The sequence below is a fragment of the Leucogemmata humicola genome (assembly GCF_055379415.1).
Genome location: NZ_AP040875.1, coordinates 3,501,346 through 3,523,042, shown reverse-complemented (window position 1 = coordinate 3,523,042; position 21,697 = coordinate 3,501,346). Strand labels below are relative to the sequence as shown.

Annotated in this window: 19 protein-coding genes; 10 read left to right on the top strand and 9 right to left on the bottom strand. The window is 62.6% G+C overall.

Going from position 1 to position 21,697, the window contains the following annotated elements; translation table 11 throughout:
• Window position 1: 1 nt before the first annotated feature.
• Both fahA and AC6H4Z_RS14925 read left to right on the top strand, forming a co-directional pair.
• Window positions 2–1,330 carry a fumarylacetoacetase gene (fahA, locus tag AC6H4Z_RS14930; protein WP_497542754.1) on the top strand — a complete coding sequence of 443 codons (1,329 nt, stop codon included), beginning with the start codon at window positions 2–4 and terminating at the stop codon, window positions 1,328–1,330.
• Window positions 1,327–2,697 (top strand): DUF4403 family protein, encoded by a 1,371-nt coding sequence (locus AC6H4Z_RS14925; protein ID WP_497542753.1) that lies wholly within the window; start codon window positions 1,327–1,329, stop codon window positions 2,695–2,697. The genes fahA and AC6H4Z_RS14925 overlap by 4 nt, the downstream gene beginning before the upstream one ends.
• 3 nt (window positions 2,698–2,700) lie before the next feature.
• Here the strand turns inward: AC6H4Z_RS14925 and AC6H4Z_RS14920 are convergent, their stop codons facing one another.
• Window positions 2,701–3,513 carry a LysM peptidoglycan-binding domain-containing protein gene (locus AC6H4Z_RS14920; RefSeq protein ID WP_497542752.1) on the bottom strand — a complete coding sequence of 271 codons (813 nt, stop codon included), beginning with the start codon at window positions 3,511–3,513 and terminating at the stop codon, window positions 2,701–2,703.
• Between the two features lie 329 nt (window positions 3,514–3,842).
• Between AC6H4Z_RS14920 and AC6H4Z_RS14915 the strand changes: the two genes are divergently transcribed.
• The 6 genes from AC6H4Z_RS14915 (at window position 3,843) to AC6H4Z_RS14890 (ending at window position 10,558) form a co-directional block, all read left to right on the top strand.
• A complete protein-coding gene (locus tag AC6H4Z_RS14915) occupies window positions 3,843–4,622 on the top strand; it encodes a transglycosylase SLT domain-containing protein (protein WP_497542751.1) in 780 nt (259 codons plus the stop codon).
• Between the two features lie 100 nt (window positions 4,623–4,722).
• Window positions 4,723–5,490, top strand: a complete 768-nt coding sequence (locus tag AC6H4Z_RS14910; protein WP_497542750.1) for an ATP-binding cassette domain-containing protein — start codon at window positions 4,723–4,725, stop codon at window positions 5,488–5,490.
• A complete protein-coding gene (locus AC6H4Z_RS14905; RefSeq protein ID WP_497542749.1) occupies window positions 5,487–7,022 on the top strand; it encodes a glycine betaine ABC transporter substrate-binding protein in 1,536 nt (511 codons plus the stop codon). The genes AC6H4Z_RS14910 and AC6H4Z_RS14905 overlap by 4 nt, the downstream gene beginning before the upstream one ends.
• A complete protein-coding gene (gene egtB / locus AC6H4Z_RS14900) occupies window positions 7,019–8,317 on the top strand; it encodes an ergothioneine biosynthesis protein EgtB (protein ID WP_497542748.1) in 1,299 nt (432 codons plus the stop codon). Before AC6H4Z_RS14905 ends, egtB begins: the two co-directional genes overlap by 4 nt.
• The gene (gene egtD / locus AC6H4Z_RS14895; RefSeq protein ID WP_497542747.1) at window positions 8,310–9,293 is read left to right on the top strand and encodes an L-histidine N(alpha)-methyltransferase; all 984 of its coding nucleotides are present in this window, start codon (window positions 8,310–8,312) and stop codon (window positions 9,291–9,293) included. Before egtB ends, egtD begins: the two co-directional genes overlap by 8 nt.
• On the top strand, window positions 9,290–10,558 hold the full coding sequence (locus tag AC6H4Z_RS14890; protein ID WP_497542746.1) for a glutamate-cysteine ligase family protein: 1,269 nt from the start codon (window positions 9,290–9,292) through the stop codon (window positions 10,556–10,558). The genes egtD and AC6H4Z_RS14890 overlap by 4 nt, the downstream gene beginning before the upstream one ends.
• Here the strand turns inward: AC6H4Z_RS14890 and AC6H4Z_RS14885 are convergent.
• Window positions 10,542–13,181 carry a M1 family metallopeptidase gene (locus AC6H4Z_RS14885; protein WP_497542745.1) on the bottom strand — a complete coding sequence of 880 codons (2,640 nt, stop codon included), beginning with the start codon at window positions 13,179–13,181 and terminating at the stop codon, window positions 10,542–10,544. The two genes, AC6H4Z_RS14890 and AC6H4Z_RS14885, sit on opposite strands and share 17 nt — an antisense overlap.
• On the opposite strand from AC6H4Z_RS14885, the gene AC6H4Z_RS14880 reads away from it, so the two are divergent.
• Entirely contained in the window at window positions 13,180–13,740 is a 561-nt protein-coding gene (locus AC6H4Z_RS14880) for a dUTP diphosphatase (RefSeq protein ID WP_497542744.1), read from the top strand. The two genes, AC6H4Z_RS14885 and AC6H4Z_RS14880, sit on opposite strands and share 2 nt — an antisense overlap.
• Window positions 13,741–14,057: 317 nt before the next feature.
• Window positions 14,058–14,813, top strand: coding sequence for a CPBP family intramembrane glutamic endopeptidase (locus tag AC6H4Z_RS14875; RefSeq protein WP_497542743.1), 756 nt, complete (start codon window positions 14,058–14,060; stop codon window positions 14,811–14,813).
• Window positions 14,814–14,817: 4 nt separating this feature from the next.
• Here AC6H4Z_RS14875 and AC6H4Z_RS14870 read toward each other — a convergent pair whose 3' ends face one another.
• The 7 genes from AC6H4Z_RS14870 to AC6H4Z_RS14840 form a co-directional block, all read right to left on the bottom strand.
• The gene (locus AC6H4Z_RS14870) at window positions 14,818–15,603 is read right to left on the bottom strand and encodes a HEAT repeat domain-containing protein (protein WP_497542742.1); all 786 of its coding nucleotides are present in this window, start codon (window positions 15,601–15,603) and stop codon (window positions 14,818–14,820) included.
• Window positions 15,604–15,619: 16 nt separating this feature from the next.
• A complete protein-coding gene (locus tag AC6H4Z_RS14865; protein ID WP_497542741.1) occupies window positions 15,620–16,360 on the bottom strand; it encodes a HEAT repeat domain-containing protein in 741 nt (246 codons plus the stop codon).
• Entirely contained in the window at window positions 16,357–17,733 is a 1,377-nt protein-coding gene (locus AC6H4Z_RS14860; protein ID WP_497542740.1) for a HEAT repeat domain-containing protein, read from the bottom strand. The genes AC6H4Z_RS14865 and AC6H4Z_RS14860 overlap by 4 nt, the downstream gene beginning before the upstream one ends.
• Window positions 17,734–17,742: 9 nt before the next feature.
• Window positions 17,743–18,552: a hypothetical protein gene (locus AC6H4Z_RS14855; RefSeq protein WP_497542739.1), complete on the bottom strand. Its 810-nt coding sequence runs from the start codon at window positions 18,550–18,552 to the stop codon at window positions 17,743–17,745.
• On the bottom strand, window positions 18,549–19,073 hold the full coding sequence (locus AC6H4Z_RS14850) for an RNA polymerase sigma factor (protein WP_497542738.1): 525 nt from the start codon (window positions 19,071–19,073) through the stop codon (window positions 18,549–18,551). The genes AC6H4Z_RS14855 and AC6H4Z_RS14850 overlap by 4 nt, the downstream gene beginning before the upstream one ends.
• Before the next feature lie 122 nt (window positions 19,074–19,195).
• Window positions 19,196–20,176: an NAD(P)H-dependent flavin oxidoreductase gene (locus AC6H4Z_RS14845; protein ID WP_497542737.1), complete on the bottom strand. Its 981-nt coding sequence runs from the start codon at window positions 20,174–20,176 to the stop codon at window positions 19,196–19,198.
• Window positions 20,177–20,465: 289 nt separating this feature from the next.
• Window positions 20,466–21,683 carry an SGNH/GDSL hydrolase family protein gene (locus tag AC6H4Z_RS14840; RefSeq protein WP_497542736.1) on the bottom strand — a complete coding sequence of 406 codons (1,218 nt, stop codon included), beginning with the start codon at window positions 21,681–21,683 and terminating at the stop codon, window positions 20,466–20,468.
• Between the last annotated feature and the right edge of the window lie 14 nt (window positions 21,684–21,697).

Genomic DNA, 21,697 nt, shown 5'->3' with positions numbered 1-21,697 from the left:
GATGATCGACAGCACGACCGATTCGCAGTTGCGATCGTGGGTTGAATCGGCGAACGACGCCGTAACCGATTTCCCGATTCAAAATCTTCCGTTCGGTGTGTTCAAGCGGCGCGGCTCGAGTGAAAGCGCGCGACTTGGTATCGCGATTGGCGATCAAATCATTGACGTCGTTGCGTGCGCCAGCGCGGGGCTGTTCGATGCGACGACGTCGGCGATTGTTGCAGAGTGCGGGGGCGGTCCGCTGAATGCGCTGATGCGACTCGGTCGTAGCGCCGCGTCGCAGCTGCGATCGGCAGTCAGCAGGATTATGACGGCTGGATCGTCGGAGTCGGGCCGGGCAGAGCGCGCGGCGTCGCAGATCCTCATTCCGATGGCCGATTGCGAGCTATCGGTTCCGGCGACAATCGGCGACTACACGGACTTCTACGCGTCGATTTATCACGCGCAGAACGTCGGCAGCATGTTTCGTCCGGACAATCCACTGCTTCCGAACTACAAGTGGGTGCCGATTGGCTATCACGGCCGCGCGTCGTCGATCGTACCGAGTGGAACGGATGTGCGACGACCGTGGGGACAGACGCGCGATGGCGCCGAAGGCGCTCCAACCTTTGCGCCGAGTCGTCGTCTCGACTACGAACTCGAAGTCGGCGCGTTCATCGCCGAGGGCAATGCGCGCGGCACTCCGATTTCGATCGACGAAGCGGAGCGTGCGATTTTTGGCCTGTGTCTGGTCAACGACTGGTCTGCGCGCGATATGCAGGCGTGGGAATATCAGCCGCTCGGGCCGTTCCTTGCGAAGAATTTCGCGACGACGGTGTCGCCGTGGGTGGTCACGCTCGATGCTCTGGCTCCGTTTCGCGTCGCGGCGTTCGAACGACCGACGGGTGATCCGGCACCACTTCCGTATCTGCATTCCGAACAGAATACGGCTCGCGGCGGCATCGCGATCTCACTCGAGGTACTTCTCTCGACCGCGCAGATGCGCGCGAGCGGACTGCCGCCGTTTCTGGTGAGTAAAGGCGCGTTCACCGACATGTACTGGACGGTGGCGCAGCTTGTGGCACATCACGCGAGCAATGGGTGCGATCTGCAGCCCGGCGATTTGCTTGCGAGTGGAACCGTGTCGGGGCCGACCAAGGAATCGCGTGGCTGTCTGCTCGAGCGTGCATGGCGCGGCAGCGAGCCACTCCAGCTGCCGAGTGGCGAGACGCGTGCGTTCTTGCAGGATGGAGATGAAGTCACGCTGCGGGGCTACTGCGAGCGCGAAGGGTTTCGGCGAATTGGGTTTGGCGAGTGCGTTGGGCGAATCGTCCCCGCGCTGACGAAATGAAGCGTTTCGCGTGGCTGTTCTCGGTGGTCATGGTCGCGTGCTCACGCCACTTCGAAGTTCCGACTCCATCGCTCGCACCAGGAACGGCTGTCGCAGTTCCACCGGCCGAGGCGGCAACGATCGTGCTTCCGATCACGATCGCGATGTCGTCGCTGCGCGCGCGGCTCGATTCGGTACTTCCGCCTACGGATAGTCTCGATCGAGCAAAATGCAGCGCGCTGGGCGGCTTCGTGTGTCATCAATACGTGTATCGCCGCGACAGTCTCGATCTGGCCATGACGGGCGATCGCATATCGCTCTTCTCACGTTTGCGCTTTCGCGCACGCGTTGCGCTGCCTGGCGTTGGTGGAATCGCAAGCTGTGGCTACGAGCCAGAGACAATGCGACGCGCCGAATTCCGGATGAGCACGAGCGTCTACTGGCGCAACGACTGGCGGTTGGCGACGCGCTCAACGTCACTCGCGCCAGACATTCTCGATCCGTGTCAGGTCACGCTGCTGCGCGTCGACGCAACACCAACGATAAAACGCCTGATCGACGGGCAGTTGACGCGTCTGCGCCAGCAATTCGATTCGATCATTCCTGCCGTGGCCGATCTGAAACCAGCGGCAGACTCGCTGTGGCGAACCATGCAGCGTCCGATGGCGATCGATTCCGCGTCGACCGTGTGGCTCACCATGGCACCGGCGACGGTGAGTCTCGGCGCGCTGAGTGGAACTGGGGCGTCGGTCAACACAGCGATCGTATTGACAGCGCGGCCGCGCGTCGTCGTGGGTTCAAAGCCCGCGGCGGACACGCGCCCGCTGCCGTCGCTCACGCTATCGAACAGGCCGTCGGGAATTCATCTCCCGCTCGAGATCGAGATTCCGTTCGAGGATCTCAGCCGTCGCGCAACGGCATTGATGTCGGGAGAAATTGCGGGGAAGGGCATCAAGGTCGGCGATGTCTCCGTATGGGGACTCGGAGACACCGTGGTCGTAAAGGTCGGGGTGGAAGGACGCATGTCCGGTTCGTTCTTCTTGCTCGGCCGGATCGGGTACGATGTGCCGTCGCGCTCCGTGCTGATCGGCGATCTTCGATACACGCTGGCCAGCAGCAGCAAGATGTCGAGTATCAAAGCCACGCTCGGTGCGCCGCGGATTCGACACGCGCTCGACGACGCCACTGGGCACGGCCGATTGGCGGTGGGAGAGCAGATCGATCGCTTGAAGGTCCAGATCGGTCAGTTGTTGAATCGGGACCTTGCGCCGGGCCTGCAACTGTCGGGCGCCGTGACGGACGCACGCGTCGATCGGTTATATACGATCTCTAATGCGTTCGTATTGCGCGTGGTGTTCGACGGTGAGGCGCGCCTGACCGTTCGCTAGGCACTAGAGCGCTGGACGGACCATGAGCACTTGTCCGACACGAATGCGATTGTCGGCCAGGCGATTCCATTCGCGCAGCTTGTCGGGCGTGGTGTTCCAGATGACCGCGATGTTGGCGAGCGCGTCGCCCCTCTTCACGGTGTAGTACTTCGGTTTGCGGCGATCGACTTCGGCGGTCTTTCGTTGCGCCTCGGCCTTCGCGAGGAACGCGCGCTGCACCGCGCCCTGAGCAACCGCGCGTTCTCGACGAGCGTCCATCGCGACGATCACGAGATCCGCTTTCGGCCAGACGTCGGAGGGGACGCCAAGTCGAAGCGATTCGTTGGGCGTTTCGATGACGATCGCTTTTGCGATACCGAAGAATGTTCTTCCCGCGGAAACGCGGACGAGCGTGTCGAGCGCGAAGTCGCGTTCTTCGAACGTCGGTGGGAGATCGGGCGCGGCGAGGAGGTCACGCGGCTCGAGGCCGAGGTACAGGAGACGACGGTTGGTGAGTACGAGCAGACCGCGCGTCGCGCGAAAGTAGCTAATCGCGGGACGCTTGAAGACCGAGACCGAACGAATGACGCGTTCGCCTGGTTGAAGCGTGTTGAGTTCCAACTCGCGTTCGGCGATGGCGCGTGTATCGCGCGGATCCGTGCGAGCCATGTGCACTGCGAATTGAGCGAGGACAGCGAGCACGAGGAGCGTGCCGAAGATCACGGCATAGCGGACGCCGGGCTGGACGCGTCGCTTCCGCTTGGGGCGGCGCGGGCGCGGCGGCGGGATTTCTGGCGCGTCGTCGGCTGCGGGATTGACGGGAACGGAACTCCCCATGGGTGCGAAGTGTTTTGAAAGGGCGCGAGATGTTTGTGGTTCGATCGCGCTGGAAGCGGTCTGAATCACAAAAATAGTGCCGCCAGGACCGGGGAAATTGTCACGGTTCAGGTTGCCCGGGGGGTGGCTTCGCGCTAAGCTTCAGCCTGCAGGGAACTGCCAGCCGCATGACGGGCTGATCCTGGGCGCGCGCGAAAGAACGCCGCTGCTGTGCCCGGTTATGAAAGATAGGTCCGTTTTGGACCGCCGGGGTCGCTCTCTAGAGTGGCCCGCCGTCGCCCCCGCTGCTCCGACTCTGGAGGTTGTTTATTCCGTCGAAGAGCTCCGTCTTGTCGCAGATTGCGGTTGCCGTCGGCTGTCTGGCGGCCATCGTTGTCGCTACGCGCATCTCGCGGCCCTTCTACGTGAGCCACGAGCCGATTGGCGCGCAGCTCATCGAGCATCCGTACGTGGACTCGTCAGAGCTCCGCGCGCCGTGGATGCATCGAACGGCTGAGGTAGCGCTCAAGACGCCGCGCTTCCTGCTCGACCGCGAACTTTTCGCGATGGACCTGCTTCGTACCGGGCACGTCAGTGTGAAGCGCGCGTGGTCCCTGGCCGACGTCGCGGTGCGCGAAGCCTATATGCGCCGCATTCCGCCTGCGCTCGTGCTGGGCGTAATGCTCACCGAGAACGACGAACTCAAGTCATCGGCGAAGTCGCATGTCGGCGCGGTTGGGCTCATGCAGGTTTATCCCAAGCACTGGGCCGGCACTCTGGGGCGCAAGTTCGGAACGAACATTCATACGGATTCAACGAACCTCAAATATGGAATCTTCATTTTGGGGTGGGTGACGGGCCGCGCGGTCGATCGCGGTGAAGATCGCGAGGGAGCGTGGCGCAAAGCGCTGCTCGGCTACAACGGCTGTGTGAACGGAACGAATACGCCGAATTGCAATAGCTATCCGGACGTCGTGCGGCGTCAGGTGCAGGAAAACGCAAAATCGTCCTGTCGTGGCGCAGACTTCGATCGTTGTGTGATCGAACCGATGTGGGTTGGCCGACGCGACGCCGAGCATGTGGAGCCGGCAAGCAGCGCCGTGGTCACGACCGGGTCGCAGACGCGATAGTTCTCGAAATAGTGCAATCAAGGGCGTGCCGTTCGCGGCACGCCCTTTCTTTTCGTCCCGCGGGCTTCCCGGTGCGAGCCAACCCCCCGATCTTCCGCGAATGCCGAGTCCGATCGAGGGAACGGTGGCGCTCAGCGCGCGCGACGTGTCAAAGCGTTTCGCCGACGTCGTTGCGCTCGATGGCGTTTCGCTCGAGGTGCCCGCTGGCTCGTGCGTCGCACTCGTGGGCGAGAGCGGATCGGGCAAGAGCACGCTTCTTCGCTGCTTCAATCGCCTGATCGATCTCGACAGCGGGAAGATCTGCGCGAATGACATCGACATTGCCACGGTCGACGCCGTGCAACTGCGACGGCGCATCGGGTATGTGCCGCAGGACGGCGGATTGTTGCCCCATTGGCGTGTTCAACGGAACGTTGAACTCGTGCTGCGTCTGAACGACGTGCCCGATGCGGCAGCGAAGGCAGCTCGCACGCTCGAACTCGTAGGTCTCGACCCGGCGCGTTTTGCCGATCGATGGCCGCGTGAATTGTCTGGCGGCCAGCGACAGCGCGTCGCGATCGCGCGTGCCCTCGCCGGTGAACCGTCGGTCCTGCTGCTCGATGAACCCTTCGGCGCGCTCGACGCGATCACACGCTCAGAACTGCAGGAAGCCTTTGCCGCTATCCAGTCGCGGCTCCGCACGACGTGCGTGCTGGTGACGCATGATCTCCACGAGGCGGTCATGCTCGCGACGCATGTGGCGGTGATGCATCGCGGGAAGATCGAACAGGTGGCGACGCCGGCGGGGTTGATAGCCGAGCCGGCGACGGAGTATGTGCGGACGCTGTTGCAGCGGGCGAGAGTAGGGCAACTGAGTGACGCAATATGAGAAAACTCATAGCTCTGCTACTGTTCGCGTCCAGCGCCGCAGGCCAAACGCCGTCACGTCCCGTAGTCGTGGCGTCAAAGCCGTTCGGTGAATCGTTTTTGCTGGCCGAGATGTTCGCTCAGCTGCTCGAAGCGCGCGGAGTGCCGGTCGATCGTCGCCCAGGACTCGGCGCGACCGAAGTGGCGTTTCGTGCGCTTCGTTCGGGCGCGATCGACGTCTATCCGGAGTACACGGGAACAGGTCTCATCGCGATCCTGGGCGAAGCGCCGTTGCCGAGTGATCAGGCGGTGTACGAGCGCGTATCCAAGGAGTTCCAATCTCGCTTTGGTGTGCGTTGGCTCCCGCCACTCGGATTCGAGAATACATATGCAATCGCTGTACGGAAGGCGACGGCCGACTCGCTGCATCTCGTGACGTTGAGTGATCTCGCGCGTGTCGGAGGATCGTTGCGCGCCGGACTCACTCCGGATTTCACCGGGCGGCGTGACGGACTGCCAGGCCTTCAGGCCGCGTATGGTCTACGCTTCCACGATGTGCGATCGCTCGGGCCGGCGGTGAAGTATCAAGCGTTGGCCGGAGGGCAGGTCGACGTCATCGACGGCTATTCCACGGACGGATTGATCGCGCGATACAAACTCGTCGTGTTGAACGACGATCGACATTTCTTTCCGCCGTACGAGGCAGCCGCATTGGTGAGCGCCAACCTGTCGGCGAACAATCCGCGGGCGATTGCCGCGTTGGGTGAATTGAGCGGCCGCCTGGATGCGGAGACAATGCGTCAGCTCAACGAGCGAATCGAACTCAACGCGACGCCGGTCGGTGTGGTTGCTCGCGATGCGTTGGCGGCCCTCGGACTGACTGGCGCCGTCACGAACGCGAAGACGTACGACGCGGGTCGCCAGCAGGGATTCGTGGACTATCTCCGGGAGCAACGCGGTACCATCGCGCGACTCACTGGGCGCCACATTCAGCTCGTGGCGATTTCGTTACTCGTGGCGATCGTGATCGCGATTCCGCTCGGGCTTGGGTTGGAACGAGTTTCGAAGAGTGCAGAAGGTGTCATTCGCGCCGTCGGTGTACTCCAAACCCTGCCCGGCATCGCCTTGCTCGCGTTCATGATACCGCTGCTCGGTATCGGCGTCGTGCCGGCGCTCGTCGCGCTCGTGCTCTATTCACTCTATCCGATCGTTCGGAACACGTATACCGGGGTGCGCGATGCCGATCCGTCGGCTGTTTCGGCCGCGCACGCGCTGGGTATGACGGACGGCCAGGTGCTACGCCAGGTTCGTCTGCCGCTCGCCGCACCTGTGATCATGGCTGGTGTCCGGACGGCAGCAGTCATCGACGTTGGCACGGCCACCCTTGCGGCCTTCATTGGCGCGGGCGGTCTCGGCGAGCCGATCGTGGCCGGCCTCGCCCTTTCGGACACGCGCATGATTCTTTCAGGAGCGATCCCTGCGGCGCTGCTCGCCATTGCCGTCGACGCCGGACTGGCGATCGTCGAACGTTCGATCCAACCCGGCAGGTCATGAATCGCGAACGACTTATCGAGCAGCTCCAAGAAGCTCGAGCGCGCACGCTGCACCTCGTCGAGCCGCTCAGCGCCGAGGACCTGCATCGGCAGCATGATCCACTGATGAGTCCCATCATGTGGGACTTGGGCCACATTGCGCACTTCGAGGAACTATGGCTCGTTCGCAACCTCGACGGGCCAGTGGAGTTCGGCGAAATGCCGGGCATCTACAATCCATTCGAGCATCCGCGCCGAGTGCGGGGCGAACTCGCGCTCTTGCCGCTCGACGAGTGTCGCAAGTTGATGGGAGAGATCCGATCGCGGGTGCTGGAGCGTATGTCGAGGGTGAGCCCCTCCGACGACAATCCACTGCTGCGCGATGGCTACGTCTACGCCATGGTGCTGCAGCACGAGTATCAGCACAACGAGACGATGCTTCAGACGTTACAACTGAAGCAGGGCGCGCCGTATCGCGCGCCGCGGGCGTATGCATTTCCCAATGAACAGCGATCGAAGCCGGCGGATCGTGGCGCGATGGTTCGCTTTCCCGGCGGTACTGTGCAACTGGGGACACACGATCGGTCGGCCGCGTACGACAACGAACGACCGGTGCACGAGGCCACCGTTGCTCCGTTCTCGATCGACGTCTATCCAGTCACGAATGGCGAGTTCCTGGAGTTCATGCGCGACGGGGGGTATCAGCGTCGCGAGCTGTGGACCGAAGCAGGTGAGAAGTGGCTGGCCGAGTCGAAGGTCGATGCGCCGAAGTATTGGCGTCGTGACGGCGACGCGTGGTGTGTGCGGTCGATGGATGCGGAGAAACCGGTTGCGGCTGACGAGCCGGTCTGTCACGTCTCCTTCCACGAGGCAGAGGCTTTCGCGCGCTTTGCGGGTAAGCGACTGCCAACCGAGCGCGAGTGGGAAGTCGCCGCGGGGTGGGATGCTTCGGCGAGTCGCATGCGTCTCTTTCCGTGGGGCGACGAGGCGGCAACGCCGTCGCACGCCAACATTGATCAGCTGTCGTTTTCAACGGCGCCGATCGGATCGTATGCGAAGAACTGGTCGCCGCTCGGTTGCTACGGCATGATCGGAGACGTGTGGGAATGGACGTCGAGCGACTTCGAATCGTATCCTGGCTACGAGATGTTTCCGTATCCCGAATACTCGCAGACATTCTTCGGCAACGAATACAAGGTGTTGCGCGGTGGGTCCTGGGCGACTCGACCAGGGGCGATTCGCAACAGCTTCCGCAATTGGGATTATCCCATTCGACGACAAATCTTCAGTGGGCTGCGTTGCGCCAAGAATGACTAGCCAACCGATCCTCGGCGACTCGCAAGGCTCAGACGGCGAAGCGCGACGCAAACGCACGATGCTCGAGGATGTGCGCCATGGTTTGGCGCGCACGCCGCGCGAGCTGTCTCCAAAGTATTTCTACGACGAACACGGCTCCCGTTTGTTCGAGCGAATTACGGCGCTGCCCGAGTACTATCTCACGCGCGCCGAGCGCGAGATTCTGACAGAGCGTGCCAACGAACTCGCGGCAGCGGGACATCGAACGTTGATCGAGCTGGGGGCGGGAAGTGCGGCGAAGACACGGTTGCTGCTCAACGCCATGCGCGCGCGGGTCTCGAGCGTGACGTACGTGCCTGTAGACGTCAGCGAGGAATTCCTCGATGAGACGCGCATTGCACTCGAGCACGAGATGCCTGGATTGCGCGTGCGGCCACTGGTGGCCGATCTGACCGAGGCGTTTGACTTGCCGGCGCATCTCGACGGACCGATGTCTTTTGCATTTCTCGGAAGTACGATTGGCAACTTCGACGGCGAGCAAGCTGTCGCTTTGCTTCGTCGTGTGCGCGGACAGATGCACGCCGGAGATCAGTTCATCCTCGGCACCGATTTGCGGAAGGATCGCGAGACGCTCGAAGCCGCGTACGACGATTCCGCCGGCGTGACCGCTGAATTCAATCGCAACATGCTTCGAGTGATCAATGCGGAACTTGGCGCCGACTTCGTGCCCCAGCGTTTCGAGCATGTCGCGTTCTACAATGACTCCGCCCATCGAATCGAGATGCACCTTCGCTCGACGAGCGCGCAACTCGTGCACATCCCGGGAATCCCAGCGCTCGCGCTGCGCGAGGGAGAAACGATTCGAACGGAGGTCAGCTACAAGTACGATCGTCCAGCGGTTGAATCATTGGCTGGCGCGGCGCGGCTGGGGATCGCTAAGTGGTTTACCGATCGTCACGCGCGGTTCGCGCTCTCAGTTCTCGAGCCACAGGCGTGAAGAACCTCTCTCGCGCGCGATTCGATGCGCTCCGCGATGGGGTCGAGGCGGCCTGCTTTCGCCCCGACGTTATCGATGCAAATCGAATCGGCGCCGAGGTTGAGTATCTGGTCATCGATGAGGCCACGGATCGGCCACTCAGCCTGCTCGACGACGAGCGCGGGTTGATTACGCGGCTGCGGCGGTATGCGTCGCGCGCCGGCTGGATCGAGCGCGCATGGTATGGCAATGTGCCGCGTTTCGAGATCGCTGACGGCTCGACGATCAGCTTTGAACCGGGTGGCCAGCTCGAAATCAGCAGCGCGCCAAGTGCCAGCGCTTCGTCGTTGGTTGCGTCGCTTCGCGGCATCATCGTGCCTCTTCGCGACGCGCTTGCGTCGCAGGGCGTTCGCCTCGATGCGATCGGAATCGATCCGCACAATGATGCGCGCGACATTCCGCTGCAGTTGAACGTCGATCGGTACGAGCGCATGACCGCGTACTTCGATCGCATCGGGCCGTTCGGCATCCGCATGATGCGCCAGACCGCGGCCATTCAGTTGTCGGTGGACCACGGAACGGCGCCGCTGGCGCGATGGCGGTTGCTGAACGATCTCGCGCCATACCTCATCGCGATGTTTGCCAACTCGCCACACTATCTCGGTGCGGACTCAGGGCACCGTAGCTTCCGCGCGCATTGTTGGCGCGCACTCGATCCGTCGCGCACCGGGGTATCGGCCGATGATGATGATCCGGCGGCTGCGTATACACGCTTCGCGCTGAATGCGAACGACATCCTTCACGGTGAGAGAAGTGGCGAGCCATTCGTCGACAACATGAGCGACGTCGCGGAGGGGGAGCGTGCGTGGCAGACACATCTCACAACCCTGTTTCCCGAGGTGCGGCCACGCGCACACTTTGAGGTGCGCTCGTGCGACGCGATCGCGCTCGAGTGGCTCGCCGTGCCTATCGTGTTGATCGCCGGCCTCGTCTACGATGCACACTCAGCGCGCGAGGCCGCATTCCTTGCCGCGGACAGTAGGGCGTTGCTTCGCACGGCGGGCGTCGACGGACTCGATGACACCGCGATCGCGCGGACGTCGCGCGATCTGTTTCAGCTGGGACTCGAGGGCGCGCGTCGACTCGGACCGGCGTATGTGGCGCCGAGCGATCTCGAAACGGCGGAGCAGTTCTATACGACGTACACGAGCCAGTCGCGATCGCCGGGTAGCGATCGAGTATTGCGTGCGCGCGGAGGCGCGACGGTCATTAGTTCGACGAGGTAGCCGCCGCGGAGGACGCGTACTTCGCGCGGATCTTTACCGTCCGCTCGAGATCGTCGCGTGACTGTAGAATCTTCTGCCGAAGGTCGAGCGGCAGTGTCGGCCGACGCGCGAGAAAGGTGTCGATGTCCTCGAGTGCCTTTGGTGTGCGCTGACCGCCGATGAAGCCGCCGAGCCACGAGCCGAGGAAGAAGATTCGGCGATTCTTTTGAATCCAGACGAGACTGTCGAGTGCCGGCGTGAGATACGGCAGCGTCAGCGCGTTATGCTCCGACGCATTGAACGATCGGAGGCTCGCCGTCGCCCAGTCTTCATTTAGCGTGGAATCGGCGAAGTAGCGGGCGAAATAGGTGCGCTTGACCGTGGCCGAGGGCGCCGCGGCTCCGGCGACGAACGCGCTGCGTCGTCCATTGGCGGTCGTGTCGCGACGGATTTCGGTGGCGACGAGCGCATCGGCGCTAGGCGAACTACGCTCGACGAGTCGCGTGATGATCGACCAACGCGTTGGCTGACGGAGCGGAAGGCCGGCGGTCGATGTGCTGTCGAGCCACGAGACGAGGCGCGCTGATCCCTCGGGCGTACGCGCGAGGGAGATGAAGGCGTCGAGCTGATTCTTGCGGAGTCCGTAACTGCTCTGCGCGTTCGATGCGCCAGTGAGCAACAGCGCTTCGATTCGCCCGATCGTTGCTGACTGCTGCGCGTCAGAAAGATATGTGGATGCGGCGCGCGTGAGACGAGAGACGATGCCCGCTGCGATCTGTTCGTCCTTCTCCTTGGGGAGCTCGCGCATTGCCGTGGCGATGAAATCGGCAGGTGCGAGTCGTGAGTCGCGAACGAGGTCCCACATTGCGCCCCAGAGGATTGCGCGAAGGAATGCGTCGTTCACGTCGCCGATGTGCGCGCCGAGCCATTGCGTGCTCCGTGCGTCGAGCATGACGAGGCCGTAGGCGTTGTCGCCGTAGTTGGCGAACACGAAATCAGGCGCAGGCAAGCCGGCTGCCGCAGCGACGACGGTCGTTTCGGCCTGAATTTCGACCGGGATGGACTTGGCGAGTTTGCCATACGCCCAGAGCGCGACTTCGGTGCGCATCGGCCAGACGCCTTGGCCGGAGAGCTTCTGCGCCGCGTGCTGGATCAGTACGAGGCGCTTCACCTTACCATTGGCGACGTCGACCTGCTGTTCGAGTACCGGCATTCCCGGACGGAGGATGTACTGACGTCCCCAGTCGGCAAGGGAGCGATGCGAGGCTTTGCCGATCGACGTGAGCAGATCTTGCCACGTGGCGTTACCGTACGCATGCGCGATGAGGAAATCGTGTACGCCAGCGCGGAACGCCGTATCGCCAACGAGGTAGTTGAGCTGTTTGAGAATACCGGGCGCCTTGTTGTAGACGATTGCGCCGTAATTGCTCTTGGCCTGATCGAGATTGGCGAGCTGCTGCCAGACGGGCGTCGTGCCGGAAGTCTGATCGACGTCGTACGCGGCGGGTTTGTTCCGGAGGTAGAACGACATCCACGGGCTGGGTTCGTTCGCGCGGGCTGGGTCCGATTTCGCTTCGATGTCCTGCATCTTCGCCGCCATGTACGTGGCGAACCCCTCTTTCAGCCAGAGGTCGTCGAACCAACGCATCGTGACATCGTCGCCGAACCAATGGTGCGCGACTTCATGGTAGATCGTCGCACGGCGTCCTAGCCGTTGGTTCAGTGTTGGAGGTTCGCGATAGATGAATGACTCCTCGTTGAACATCGTGACGCCCGGGTGCTCCATTCCGCCGAATGGAAACGCCGGCGAGAGCATGTATTGGAACTGCTGGAACGGATATCGAACGCCGAAGTAGTTCTCGAGGGACGCGAGCGCCGATCCAACCTGCGCTTGAAGCGAATCAACTTCGACTTCGCGAGCGCGAGACGCACGAACCCAGAGATTTGTGCGGGCTCCAGCCGCGGCAACGTTCTTCCATGGGCCAGCGGCGAACGCGAAGAGGTACGTTGGGAGCGGATCAGATTCGTGAAAACGAAATGTCTTGGACGCGGCGGTGCTGTCGACGCCCTCGGTTTTTCCGTTGGCAATCGCGACCCAGTTCGGTGGAACGGTGAGCGCGAGCGTGAGCCGCGCCTTGAGGTCCGGCTGATCGAAACAGGGGAAGAGCAGGTTCGCGTCGGACGGAACGAGCAACGTGTAGAGATAGTTCGAGCCGTCCTTGTCATCGCGAAAGCGAATGATGCTCGCTCCCGCCGGCGCGATTGGCGTGGTGAACTCAGCCTCGACGCGATTCTCGCCGGCGCGAATGGCCGCAGCAGGAATCTTGAGATGCGCGCCGTTGAACGTCGTCGCGGCCGTTGAACCGTTCACCGCAACCCGCCAGAGCGTTGGTCCGCGGAAATCGAGAATGACGTCGGCTGATCGCTTTGCGGCGAAGCGCACGACGATGGTACCTCGCGCCGTGTCGCCCGCAGCCACGGACAGCCGCATATCGTATCGAACGTTGCTCAAGAGCGCGGAGCGCCGCGTCGCGAGCTCGCGCGAGACGCCGGGGCCGAGCAGCGGGTCGGTTGGTGGTGTCGCAACGGCGGCGAGGGTGACGACGACGGCGGCGCGTGCGGCCAGGCGAGTGAATGAATGCATGTCGGACGCTATCGCGAACGAGCTACGCGAAGCAAGTACGGCCGCCTACATTGTCGCCATGACATTCATCGTCGAGTTGCTGCACGCCGACGCCCAACCACCGCGTCGCGCCACCGAAGGTTCAGCCGGATACGATCTGTGCGCGTATCTCGAGGCGCGAACAGTCAAATGCTCCGATGGCCAACGCACGTGGGAAGCCGCCCCAGAAACCGCCGGCGGATCCACGGGCTTCGTGCTCCAAAGTGGCGTAACGGCGCTCATCCCGCTCGGTTTCAAGGCCAGAATTCCCGTCGGGATCGAGGCGCAGATTCGGCCGCGTAGCGGAACCAGTTTCAAGAAGGGGCTGCAGATTCCAAACGCCCCCGGGACGATCGACTCCGACTATCCCGATGAATGGATGGTGATCGTCAAGAACCCGATGCCGGCGCCCATCCGGATCGAGCACGGTGAGCGGATCGCGCAGATGGTGCTTGCGCGGTACGAGGTGCTGGAGATCGAGTCGGGGAGCGTGTCGGTGTCGACCAGCCGTGTGGGCGGGTTCGGCAGCACGGGACACTAGCACCCGGAAACGGTAAGGGCCGCCGTGGCGTACCACGGCGGCCCTTCAAAATCATTGACCGGAACTAGCAGGCTTCCGGCGTACCAAGCAGTAGGAGCTTAGCGACTTCCGGCGATCCTGCCGTTACGTGTTCCGTTGGACAAGAGATCACCTCCTCGGTTTCGGGTTCGACATAACCAAGTGTCGCGAGCATCGCGACCGACACTCTTACCCTATCGCTCGAACCGAGGTTCCGCAACGTTTTCGGTGCGTTTTTCCGAGCTCGGCTGCGGCCACCGAACAGAACTTCTCGTGCTCGAGCCACGTAGGGTCATCCGATGCCGTCCTTTACCAAAGCCCTGACTCGCCGCACGTCGTACTTCTCGATCAGTCGTGCGCCTCGATACAGCGTGTTGTTTGCGCTGCCGTTGCTGCTCGCCTACGAGGGTCTGGCGGCGCTCCTGTCACATCCTGGTCGGAACGAACTGCGAAATGGCGCGGATGTGATTCTCCGCTCGGCGTTCAGCGCGGTGGCGGGGAAGTACGGTCCGGCGATTTTCATGGGGGCGGTGGCGCTCCTCGGCGTCGGGCTCGTCATTCGCGACATGCGTCAAACAGGCGACCGGCCGCGGCCAATCGTGTTCGTCGGCATGTTTGCCGAGTCGGCCGCGCTGGCCGCTGGTTTTGGGATCGTCATTGGACTGACGACCGTCAAGTTGCTCGGTTCGCTCCACGCACTCAGCGTGACGCCGCTGAGCAACATGGCTTGGACTACGCGCCTGATGCTGTCGCTCGGAGCGGGACTCTATGAGGAGCTGTTCTTCCGCGTGCTGCTCGTGAGTGGTCTCGCAGCAGGAGCCCGCGCCGTTTTCGGCTGGGGCAATCGCGGCGCTGGGATTCTCGCCGCGATTGTGGGCGCGTTCATCTTCTCGGCGTTCCACTACATCGGTCCCTACGGCGACCCGCTCCAGCTGCAGTCATTCACCTTTCGAATGCTGAGCGGACTCGCCTTCAGCGGGCTTTATCTGCTGCGCGGGTTTGGGATCACCGCGTGGACTCACGCGCTCTACGACGCGTTCCTGCTGTTGGTCTAACCAATCACTTCTGGCTGAGCAGCTCGGCGTAGAGCTCAACGGCGCGTGAATCGCCGGTCTGGCCGAGCCAGAAGATCGCAGCCTTTCGCGCCGCGGGATGCTTCGAGTTCTTCGCGACGTCAATCAGTTCGGGAACGCTGTCGTCCTTCTTCCGTTGCGAGAGAACGAAGACGGCTTGTTCCCGCATCTGGTCCTCGTCGCTATCGCGAGCGTTTGCGTCTTCGAGTCCAAGGTGCTGAGTCACGCCAATCGACAGCCATTGCATTGCCGATCGGCCAACCTCGCGCGGTCGACTGCCGTCGCGGGCAACTTTCAGAAGGAGTGGCCACGGCTCGGGCCCATCGGCGATCACCAGTGGCAGCACCGCTTGTGACGCGACACGACTTGGCGCCGCGCTGACGAGTTCACCGAGCCACGCGGCGGCATCGCGTGCTGTCGCATTGACCGTGCGCGCGTCGCTCGACGGAGCTGGCACGGGTCCCACGTAGACGCGCAGGCGTGTGATCTCGCCGCTGATCACGGTTGCAACCACGCGCGCGGGACCGTGCACACACGGCTGCGAATTCCACTTGCCTCCGCGCGAGTACACGCCGCCATCGACGTAGGTCTGGTTGCGATCGAGAATATTGCCGATGAACGACACTCCGTCGCCGCAGGCTGCCGGCCGGCTCGGATAAATGACCTGAACGAGACCGTCGGCGCTTGTCACACTTTTCGCGACGCTCTGAGCGCTGATCGGGGCGACCACAGTCACGGCCATCGCGAGCGCGTGCCACATGTACTGTCTCATGGTCTCTGCCTCGAGCTCAGGGTGTCAACACATCCCGGAAGAACTTGGTAACGCGCGGGTCCTTGGACTGGCCAAGCCAGAACATCGCCTGCTTGCGAACCTGAGGGTCGTGATCGTGCTGGGCGATGTCGATCAGCTTCGTGAGAGATTCATCATCGTGCCGCTGCGAGACCACGAATGTGAAGTGCTCGCGCAGCGAGAAGGGCGCCAGCCGCTCGTACAGTGCCGCGAAGTCGCGTGTGGAGATGTCGCTCTGGCCCAACCAGAACAGCGCCTGTTTTCGTGACTCGACGGGCGCGTTTTCATCGAGGACGATCTCGCGGAGTGCGGGCGCGAGATCGAAATCGTCGGCGAATACCGCGGCGGTCAGCGCCTCATCCGCATTGCGTCCGGCCATCGAGCGCACAAGCGACGCGAGGTAGCGCGCAGCGTCCTTCGAAGGAACGTCGCCGAGATCCACCTCTGACGACGCGGCGCTCCATTTCCCACCGATTCGCGTACGCACACTGATCGTGTGACCGTCGGCTCGGCCAAGCGACACGCGCACCGGCCCATGAATGCAGGCGCGATAGCCATTGCTGTACGACCCGCGCGTCCACGTGCTGCCATTGCCGTCGCTGCACACGTCGGGGCGCGACGCGAAACTCATTTGAACTACACCATCACGCACGGCCGCAATACGGTCAGCCACCGATTGGGCCGAGCCCGGAGCGGCGGCCATCAGAGCAGCCGCCGCCAGCAGCAGTGAGTGTTTCATCCCTTGATCAGGTCGCGGAGAAACTGCTTGACGCGCGGATCGTTCTTCTGGCCGAGCCAGAACAGCGCCTGCTTGCGACGTTCGATGTCAGAGTCGGTCTTGGCGACCGACATCAGTTTGTCTACTGCCGCTGGCTCGCGGCGCTGCGAGTAGACGAACAGAATCTGATCTTGAATCTCGGACTCGCCCTTGGCCTGATCGTACAGCGTCGAGAGTTGTTCGAGATCGATCTTACTTCGCTGTGACAGTTGGAAGATCGCGTCCTTGCGCACTTCGACGTCGAATGATTTGTCGCGAGCCAAGTCGAGCAACCAGGCCGCCGCTTCCGGGCGCGAGGTCTGACTCACGGCGAAGACGATTCTCTTTCGGATCTCGACGTTCTTCGTCTTGCGGAAGAGCGTGCGGAAGAACTCGAGGTCGGCCATGTTCGACTGGCCAAGCCAGAAGATCGCCTCGCTGCGAATTTCCTCGGACATCTTCTCGTCGTCGGCCGCGCGCTTCAGCGACGCACGAGCACGCTCGTCCTTCGAGAGCTGCGCTAGTGCGCCGACGGCCTTCTTTCGAATCTCTTCGTTACCGGCGGTGAACAGAATCGAATCGAGCATCGAAGCCGCAACTTCGACCCGGGTCTGGGCGAGCCAGAAGATCGCATCGCCTTGAACATCCGAACTGGGATCGGTACGAGCGACGTCGAGCAGCGTCGAGGCGACGTCGGCTCCGCGCTTCTGCGAGATGAGCCACACCGCCTTTTTACGCATCTCCACGCGACACGGATCCTTCTGCTTCAGCACGTCCTTGAGAATCGGGACCGCGTCGTCGGCGTTCATGTTCATGAGACCGTCGAGCGCGGCGAGGCGAACTTCCTCATCCATCTTCGAGCCATTGCAGCCTCGAGCCTGACTCGCCCCTTTGGCTTCGGTGGTCACGTCCACGGCAGCGCGAGCGTCGCCGAGTTTGGCCTGGGCGGAGCGAATCTGGGCGCGGAGCGACACCGCGTCCGTTGCCGTTGCGCTCTTCGAGTACTCCTCCCGAAGGCGATCTACCGCCTCGAGTGCATCATCGAGGTCCGCTCGATTGCCGCGGTCGGAGCCGAGTCGGTTGAGTGACCAGGCGCGCCAGTAGAGCGCGTCGCCCGCCTGCGTGGACTTCGGATACTTGTCCACGACTTGTTTGAGCAGGCCGGCGGCTTTCCGGTAGTCACCGGCGGTGATCGCCTCGCGACCGAGCTTGTAGAGCGAATCAGCCGGATCGGCGAACGGACCAGAGAGTGCCGTGGCCGCGCCACCAGGGCGCGGCGCCGCCGAGAACTTCTGCGCGCCGGCAACAGCGCCGAACGTCGTCAGAGCGAAGATGAAGAGCAGGGTCTTCCGCATTGTCATTCCTCAGGTGCCCACCGGAGCATTCCGGGCGGGAAGGGTGCTGCGCAGCTGATTGATCACGCCGCGCTTGTTGATCGATTGTTCGATGAGATCGAGGTCTTCGGGATTCTTCGTCCCGCGCGTCACGTATCGAGAGATCTGCACGATCACGAGATCGAGATCGCCGAGCAGACGCTTCATCGTTGGGTCCTGCGTGACCGGCGACGCTTCGAGCATACGGGTCGTGCTGAGCAGTTCACGCGACCAGTTCGCGATCTGCGCATCGACCTCGCCGCGCTCGGCGGACGAGCGAAAGGCGGTGATCATGGCTTCTGTTCCGGCCAGGTGCTGCAGCACCACGAGCCGGTACGCGAGGTTAGTGCTGGCGGCGTCGTCGGGCGACGTGCCGTGCGGCGTTGCGGCCAGTTCTTGCGCCTGGCGCTGCGTGTTCTGTGTTGCCGTGTGCAACTGCTTGATCAACGAGTCTTTCGATCCAACGCTGGCGACCGTGTTTGGCGGTACCGTCGTATTGGACTCGGGCTTCACCGCGGGCAAAGCCGCGGACGTCCCGACTGCTGGAGCCTGACCGCTCGATGGATTCTCGAGTCGTCGACCGATGGCGATACCGAGGACCAACACCGCCGCCGCGGCGACGCCAGCGCCAGCCCAGGTTCGCATGCCGCGCTTGGGCTTCGCCTCGACCACAGGAGCCGACCGCGCCGCTCGGCGCGCTTCGCTCACGCGGGCCCACATTTGCTCGCGCGGGATCGAACCGGGTTCGTTGTAGTCCTTCGCGCCCTGAATCAACAGGTCGTCCATCTGATCGTCATTCATGCGATGTGATCCCCAGCGAATGCCGCGAGCGCCAACCGGAGTTTGGCCCGCGCGTCGAACAACCGAGCCTTCGACGTGCCGACCGGGATGCCGAGCGACCCGGCGATTTCAACGTGCGTGTAGCCTTCGACGTCGTGCATCAGGAAGACGGGGCGAAGCTTTTCGGACAGCGCGTCGATCGCCGAGTGCAGCCGGGTTTTGAGGTCCGGTGTGAGCCCGGTTGGATTCACCGCGAGTAGCGGCGAGTCCTCGATGTTTTCCGTGCGTCCGTGAATTCGTTTCACCTTGCGCATTCCGTTGAGAGCGACCGAAACGCCGATCGTGTGCAGCCAGGTTCCGAGCGACGAATCGCCACGATATTGGCTCAGGCGATCGAACGCCCGGATGAAGGTTTCCTGAGTGAGATCCGCCGCGAGGTCCGAATCACCGGCCATGCGATGCATGAGTCGATAGATCCGATCGACGTGCGCGTCGTACAACGCCCGCTCGGCGAGGGCATCGCCGGCGAGGCATCGAGACACCAGTTGGCGGTCGAGAAATCGAGGGTCGTCAGTCACAGCAGAGACAGCTGACACAGCAAAGCCTTGAGCTCAGGGCGGTTCAGAACCACCCCATAGACACGGCTGGGCGGCGGAGGGTTGGGTCAGGTTTCCAGGGCCGCGGCGAACTCACGAACGACCTGGCCTGCCGACTCCACGGAATGGATGCCTACGACGCTCTTGCCCGCCTGCCAGTAGTCATTGGCTCCGGCCGAGCTGAGGGAGGTCTTCTTGAGGCGCTGGGTGGAACGGAGGGCGTACAGGCTCCGCATCCAATACTTCATTTTGCGGTGGCGGAGCATGTATCGGGCAATCGGGCCGGCGCGGGTTCCGAGACGCCGGATGTAGTCGTTGTTGATGACGGCGACCGGTAGGCCGGTGAGCCGTTCGGTCAAGACGATGTCCTTCGGTTCGGCGTCGACGATGGCCTGTTTATAGTCGGCGTGGGCCTGACATTCGGCCGTGGCGATGAACCGCGTGCCCATCTGAACACCGGCGTAGCCGAGGTCCATCATGCGACGGAAGGTGGCCGGATCGCCGACGCCGCCGGCGCAAATTACGGGAAGGCCAAGGCTCTTGAGGTCGTTGAGAAGTGCCTCCGGCGACAGCCGGCCGGCGTGGCCGCCAGCGACATTGTTGACCGCGATCAGGCCATGAACCCCGCCCTGAATGGCCTTGGCCGCCCACTTCTTTTCGGTGACGTCGTGATAGACGATCCCGCCCACTTGGGCCGCTTTGTCGACTACCCAGCGGGGATTCCCGAGCGACGTGACGAAGAAGCGGACGCCCTCTTCGAGTGCGATATCGACCCACTTTTCGACGCGGTCGCGATAGGATTTCGACGACTGCTCGATCAGGGCGTTCATGCCAAAAGGGCGCGTCGTCGCGGCCTTGATCATCCGCAATCCAGTTCGGAAATCGTGGCCGTAGACGTAGGTCATCGACACCGGCTGAACGACGCCGATGGCTCCAGCGTCGGACACGGCGGCGACGAGTTCCGGGTTGGTGCACGGATACATCGCGCCGCAAATGATCGGTATGTCGATGCCGACTTGACGGGTGAACGCGGTCTTGGGGATAGTCACGCTGAGAGCGGCGGGCTCAAGAACTGGGGGAGATCGACGATCGAATTGATGTTGATAACGATATGCTCAAGTACATGATATCCAGCTATCTAAGTTGCTGAAAATCACCGGGCTGCAACTATATCACATTTCTGTTCTTCTAGCGCTCACCGAACTCGGCATACCGTCGATGGAGTACACTACCCCGCACGAATGATCGCGTCCCACATCCGCAATCCGAAAACTAAAGGTGGGGCGGACCCCCGTGCTGGTCCGCCCCACTTCGTGCTCCAGTCCCGTCGGTCGCTGCTCAGGACGTTGGGATCGCCACGAGGTGTGTTCCGTACTTCGTGTTGATCACCGCGATCAAATCGTTGGCGATCTGGATGTGCGTTGCGGCCGTGGGATGGATGCCGTCCAAACTCACGAACTGCCCGAATGTCGCGGTCGGACTTGCGAGATTTGGTACGTGCGTTTGGAGAACGACATCGGTCGTGGTGAGTCGCGCGAGCGTGACATTCGGGTCGTAGTAGCCAAAGCCGATGCTGTCCGCCTTCGCTTTGATGTAGGCGTTGTAGCCGTCGATGATGGCTTTCGTTTGGACCTGTTCAGCCGCGTCGAGAACGAAGATGTCGCCGACTGGAGTGCCGGTCTTGGAGCAGAAAATCGTCGGCGGGTGTGTGCCTGCCTTGATCGCCGCAACGATCGGAAAGCCGATGAACGACGTCGTGCCGGCGCATGATGCGACGTCGACCGTCACCGTCTTTCCGGTCGACGCATTGATTGCCGCTTGGAACACGGGACTCAGGAACGCTTGACCGGCAATGAGCACCGGCGCGTTCGTGACTTGAACCACACCGATGAGCACGCCTTTCAACCTCGGCGCGCCCGCGATGAGTTGACTGATCATTCCCGCATAGTTCGTCACGAAGGTCGCCTGCGGCGTGGCCGTGCTGGGTTGACCACTGATCGCCGGCGCCAGCACATCGTTGTTGCCGATCCAGATTGTCGCGAAGGTCGGCTGGGCGTCGAGGGCCTTCGCGACCTGCGTCTTTCCGCCGAGGATCAGTTCGGTCAGCACGTTCGCGCTCGGGCCTACCGACGCCGTCGGGTCGGCGGACTTGGTGCCCGGAACGGCCACGTTGTTCAGAAAGCTGGTGACGCTGCTGGGAGCCCGCAAAAGACACGTGGACGCGGTGGAAGCTGGAGAGCCGGCGAGCGTCACGCGGGTCTGCGTCTGAAAGTTGTTCAGCGGCGGCGCGCATCCCGGCATGCTGAGCGATGCGTATCCGTACCGTGTCCCCATCTGCTTGGCGATCAGGAATGCGTACGATTGCCGTTGTGTCGAATCGTTGATGCCGTCGGACTGGAAGCCGGCTGTGATGCTATTGCCGATGGCGACATAGTTATTGAAGAGCGGATTGACGAGCCCAGGGCCGAGAACGTCCGCGTCGCCGTTGCAGGCGTATACGACAGCGGTCGCACCAACCAGGAGGGCGCCGCGGATCACGAGATGTGTGCGGGGCATCTTTAGTCTCCCGA

Bases quoted from the DNA above. Each gene is read 5' to 3' on its own strand.
- fahA (WP_497542754.1), top strand. From the start codon at position 2: ATGATCGACAGCACGACCGATTCGCAGTTGCGATCGTGGGTTGAATCG.
- AC6H4Z_RS14925 (WP_497542753.1), top strand. From the start codon at position 1,327: ATGAAGCGTTTCGCGTGGCTGTTCTCGGTGGTCATGGTCGCGTGCTCA.
- AC6H4Z_RS14920 (WP_497542752.1), bottom strand. From the start codon at position 3,513: ATGGGGAGTTCCGTTCCCGTCAATCCCGCAGCCGACGACGCGCCAGAA.
- AC6H4Z_RS14910 (WP_497542750.1), top strand. From the start codon at position 4,723: ATGCCGAGTCCGATCGAGGGAACGGTGGCGCTCAGCGCGCGCGACGTG.
- AC6H4Z_RS14905 (WP_497542749.1), top strand. From the start codon at position 5,487: ATGAGAAAACTCATAGCTCTGCTACTGTTCGCGTCCAGCGCCGCAGGC.
- egtB (WP_497542748.1), top strand. From the start codon at position 7,019: ATGAATCGCGAACGACTTATCGAGCAGCTCCAAGAAGCTCGAGCGCGC.
- egtD (WP_497542747.1), top strand. From the start codon at position 8,310: ATGACTAGCCAACCGATCCTCGGCGACTCGCAAGGCTCAGACGGCGAA.
- AC6H4Z_RS14880 (WP_497542744.1), top strand. From the start codon at position 13,180: ATGTCGGACGCTATCGCGAACGAGCTACGCGAAGCAAGTACGGCCGCC.
- AC6H4Z_RS14885 (WP_497542745.1), bottom strand. From the start codon at position 13,181: ATGCATTCATTCACTCGCCTGGCCGCACGCGCCGCCGTCGTCGTCACC.
- AC6H4Z_RS14875 (WP_497542743.1), top strand. From the start codon at position 14,058: ATGCCGTCCTTTACCAAAGCCCTGACTCGCCGCACGTCGTACTTCTCG.
- AC6H4Z_RS14870 (WP_497542742.1), bottom strand. From the start codon at position 15,603: ATGAGACAGTACATGTGGCACGCGCTCGCGATGGCCGTGACTGTGGTC.
- AC6H4Z_RS14865 (WP_497542741.1), bottom strand. From the start codon at position 16,360: ATGAAACACTCACTGCTGCTGGCGGCGGCTGCTCTGATGGCCGCCGCT.
- AC6H4Z_RS14860 (WP_497542740.1), bottom strand. From the start codon at position 17,733: ATGCGGAAGACCCTGCTCTTCATCTTCGCTCTGACGACGTTCGGCGCT.
- AC6H4Z_RS14855 (WP_497542739.1), bottom strand. From the start codon at position 18,552: ATGAATGACGATCAGATGGACGACCTGTTGATTCAGGGCGCGAAGGAC.
- AC6H4Z_RS14840 (WP_497542736.1), bottom strand. From the start codon at position 21,683: ATGCCCCGCACACATCTCGTGATCCGCGGCGCCCTCCTGGTTGGTGCG.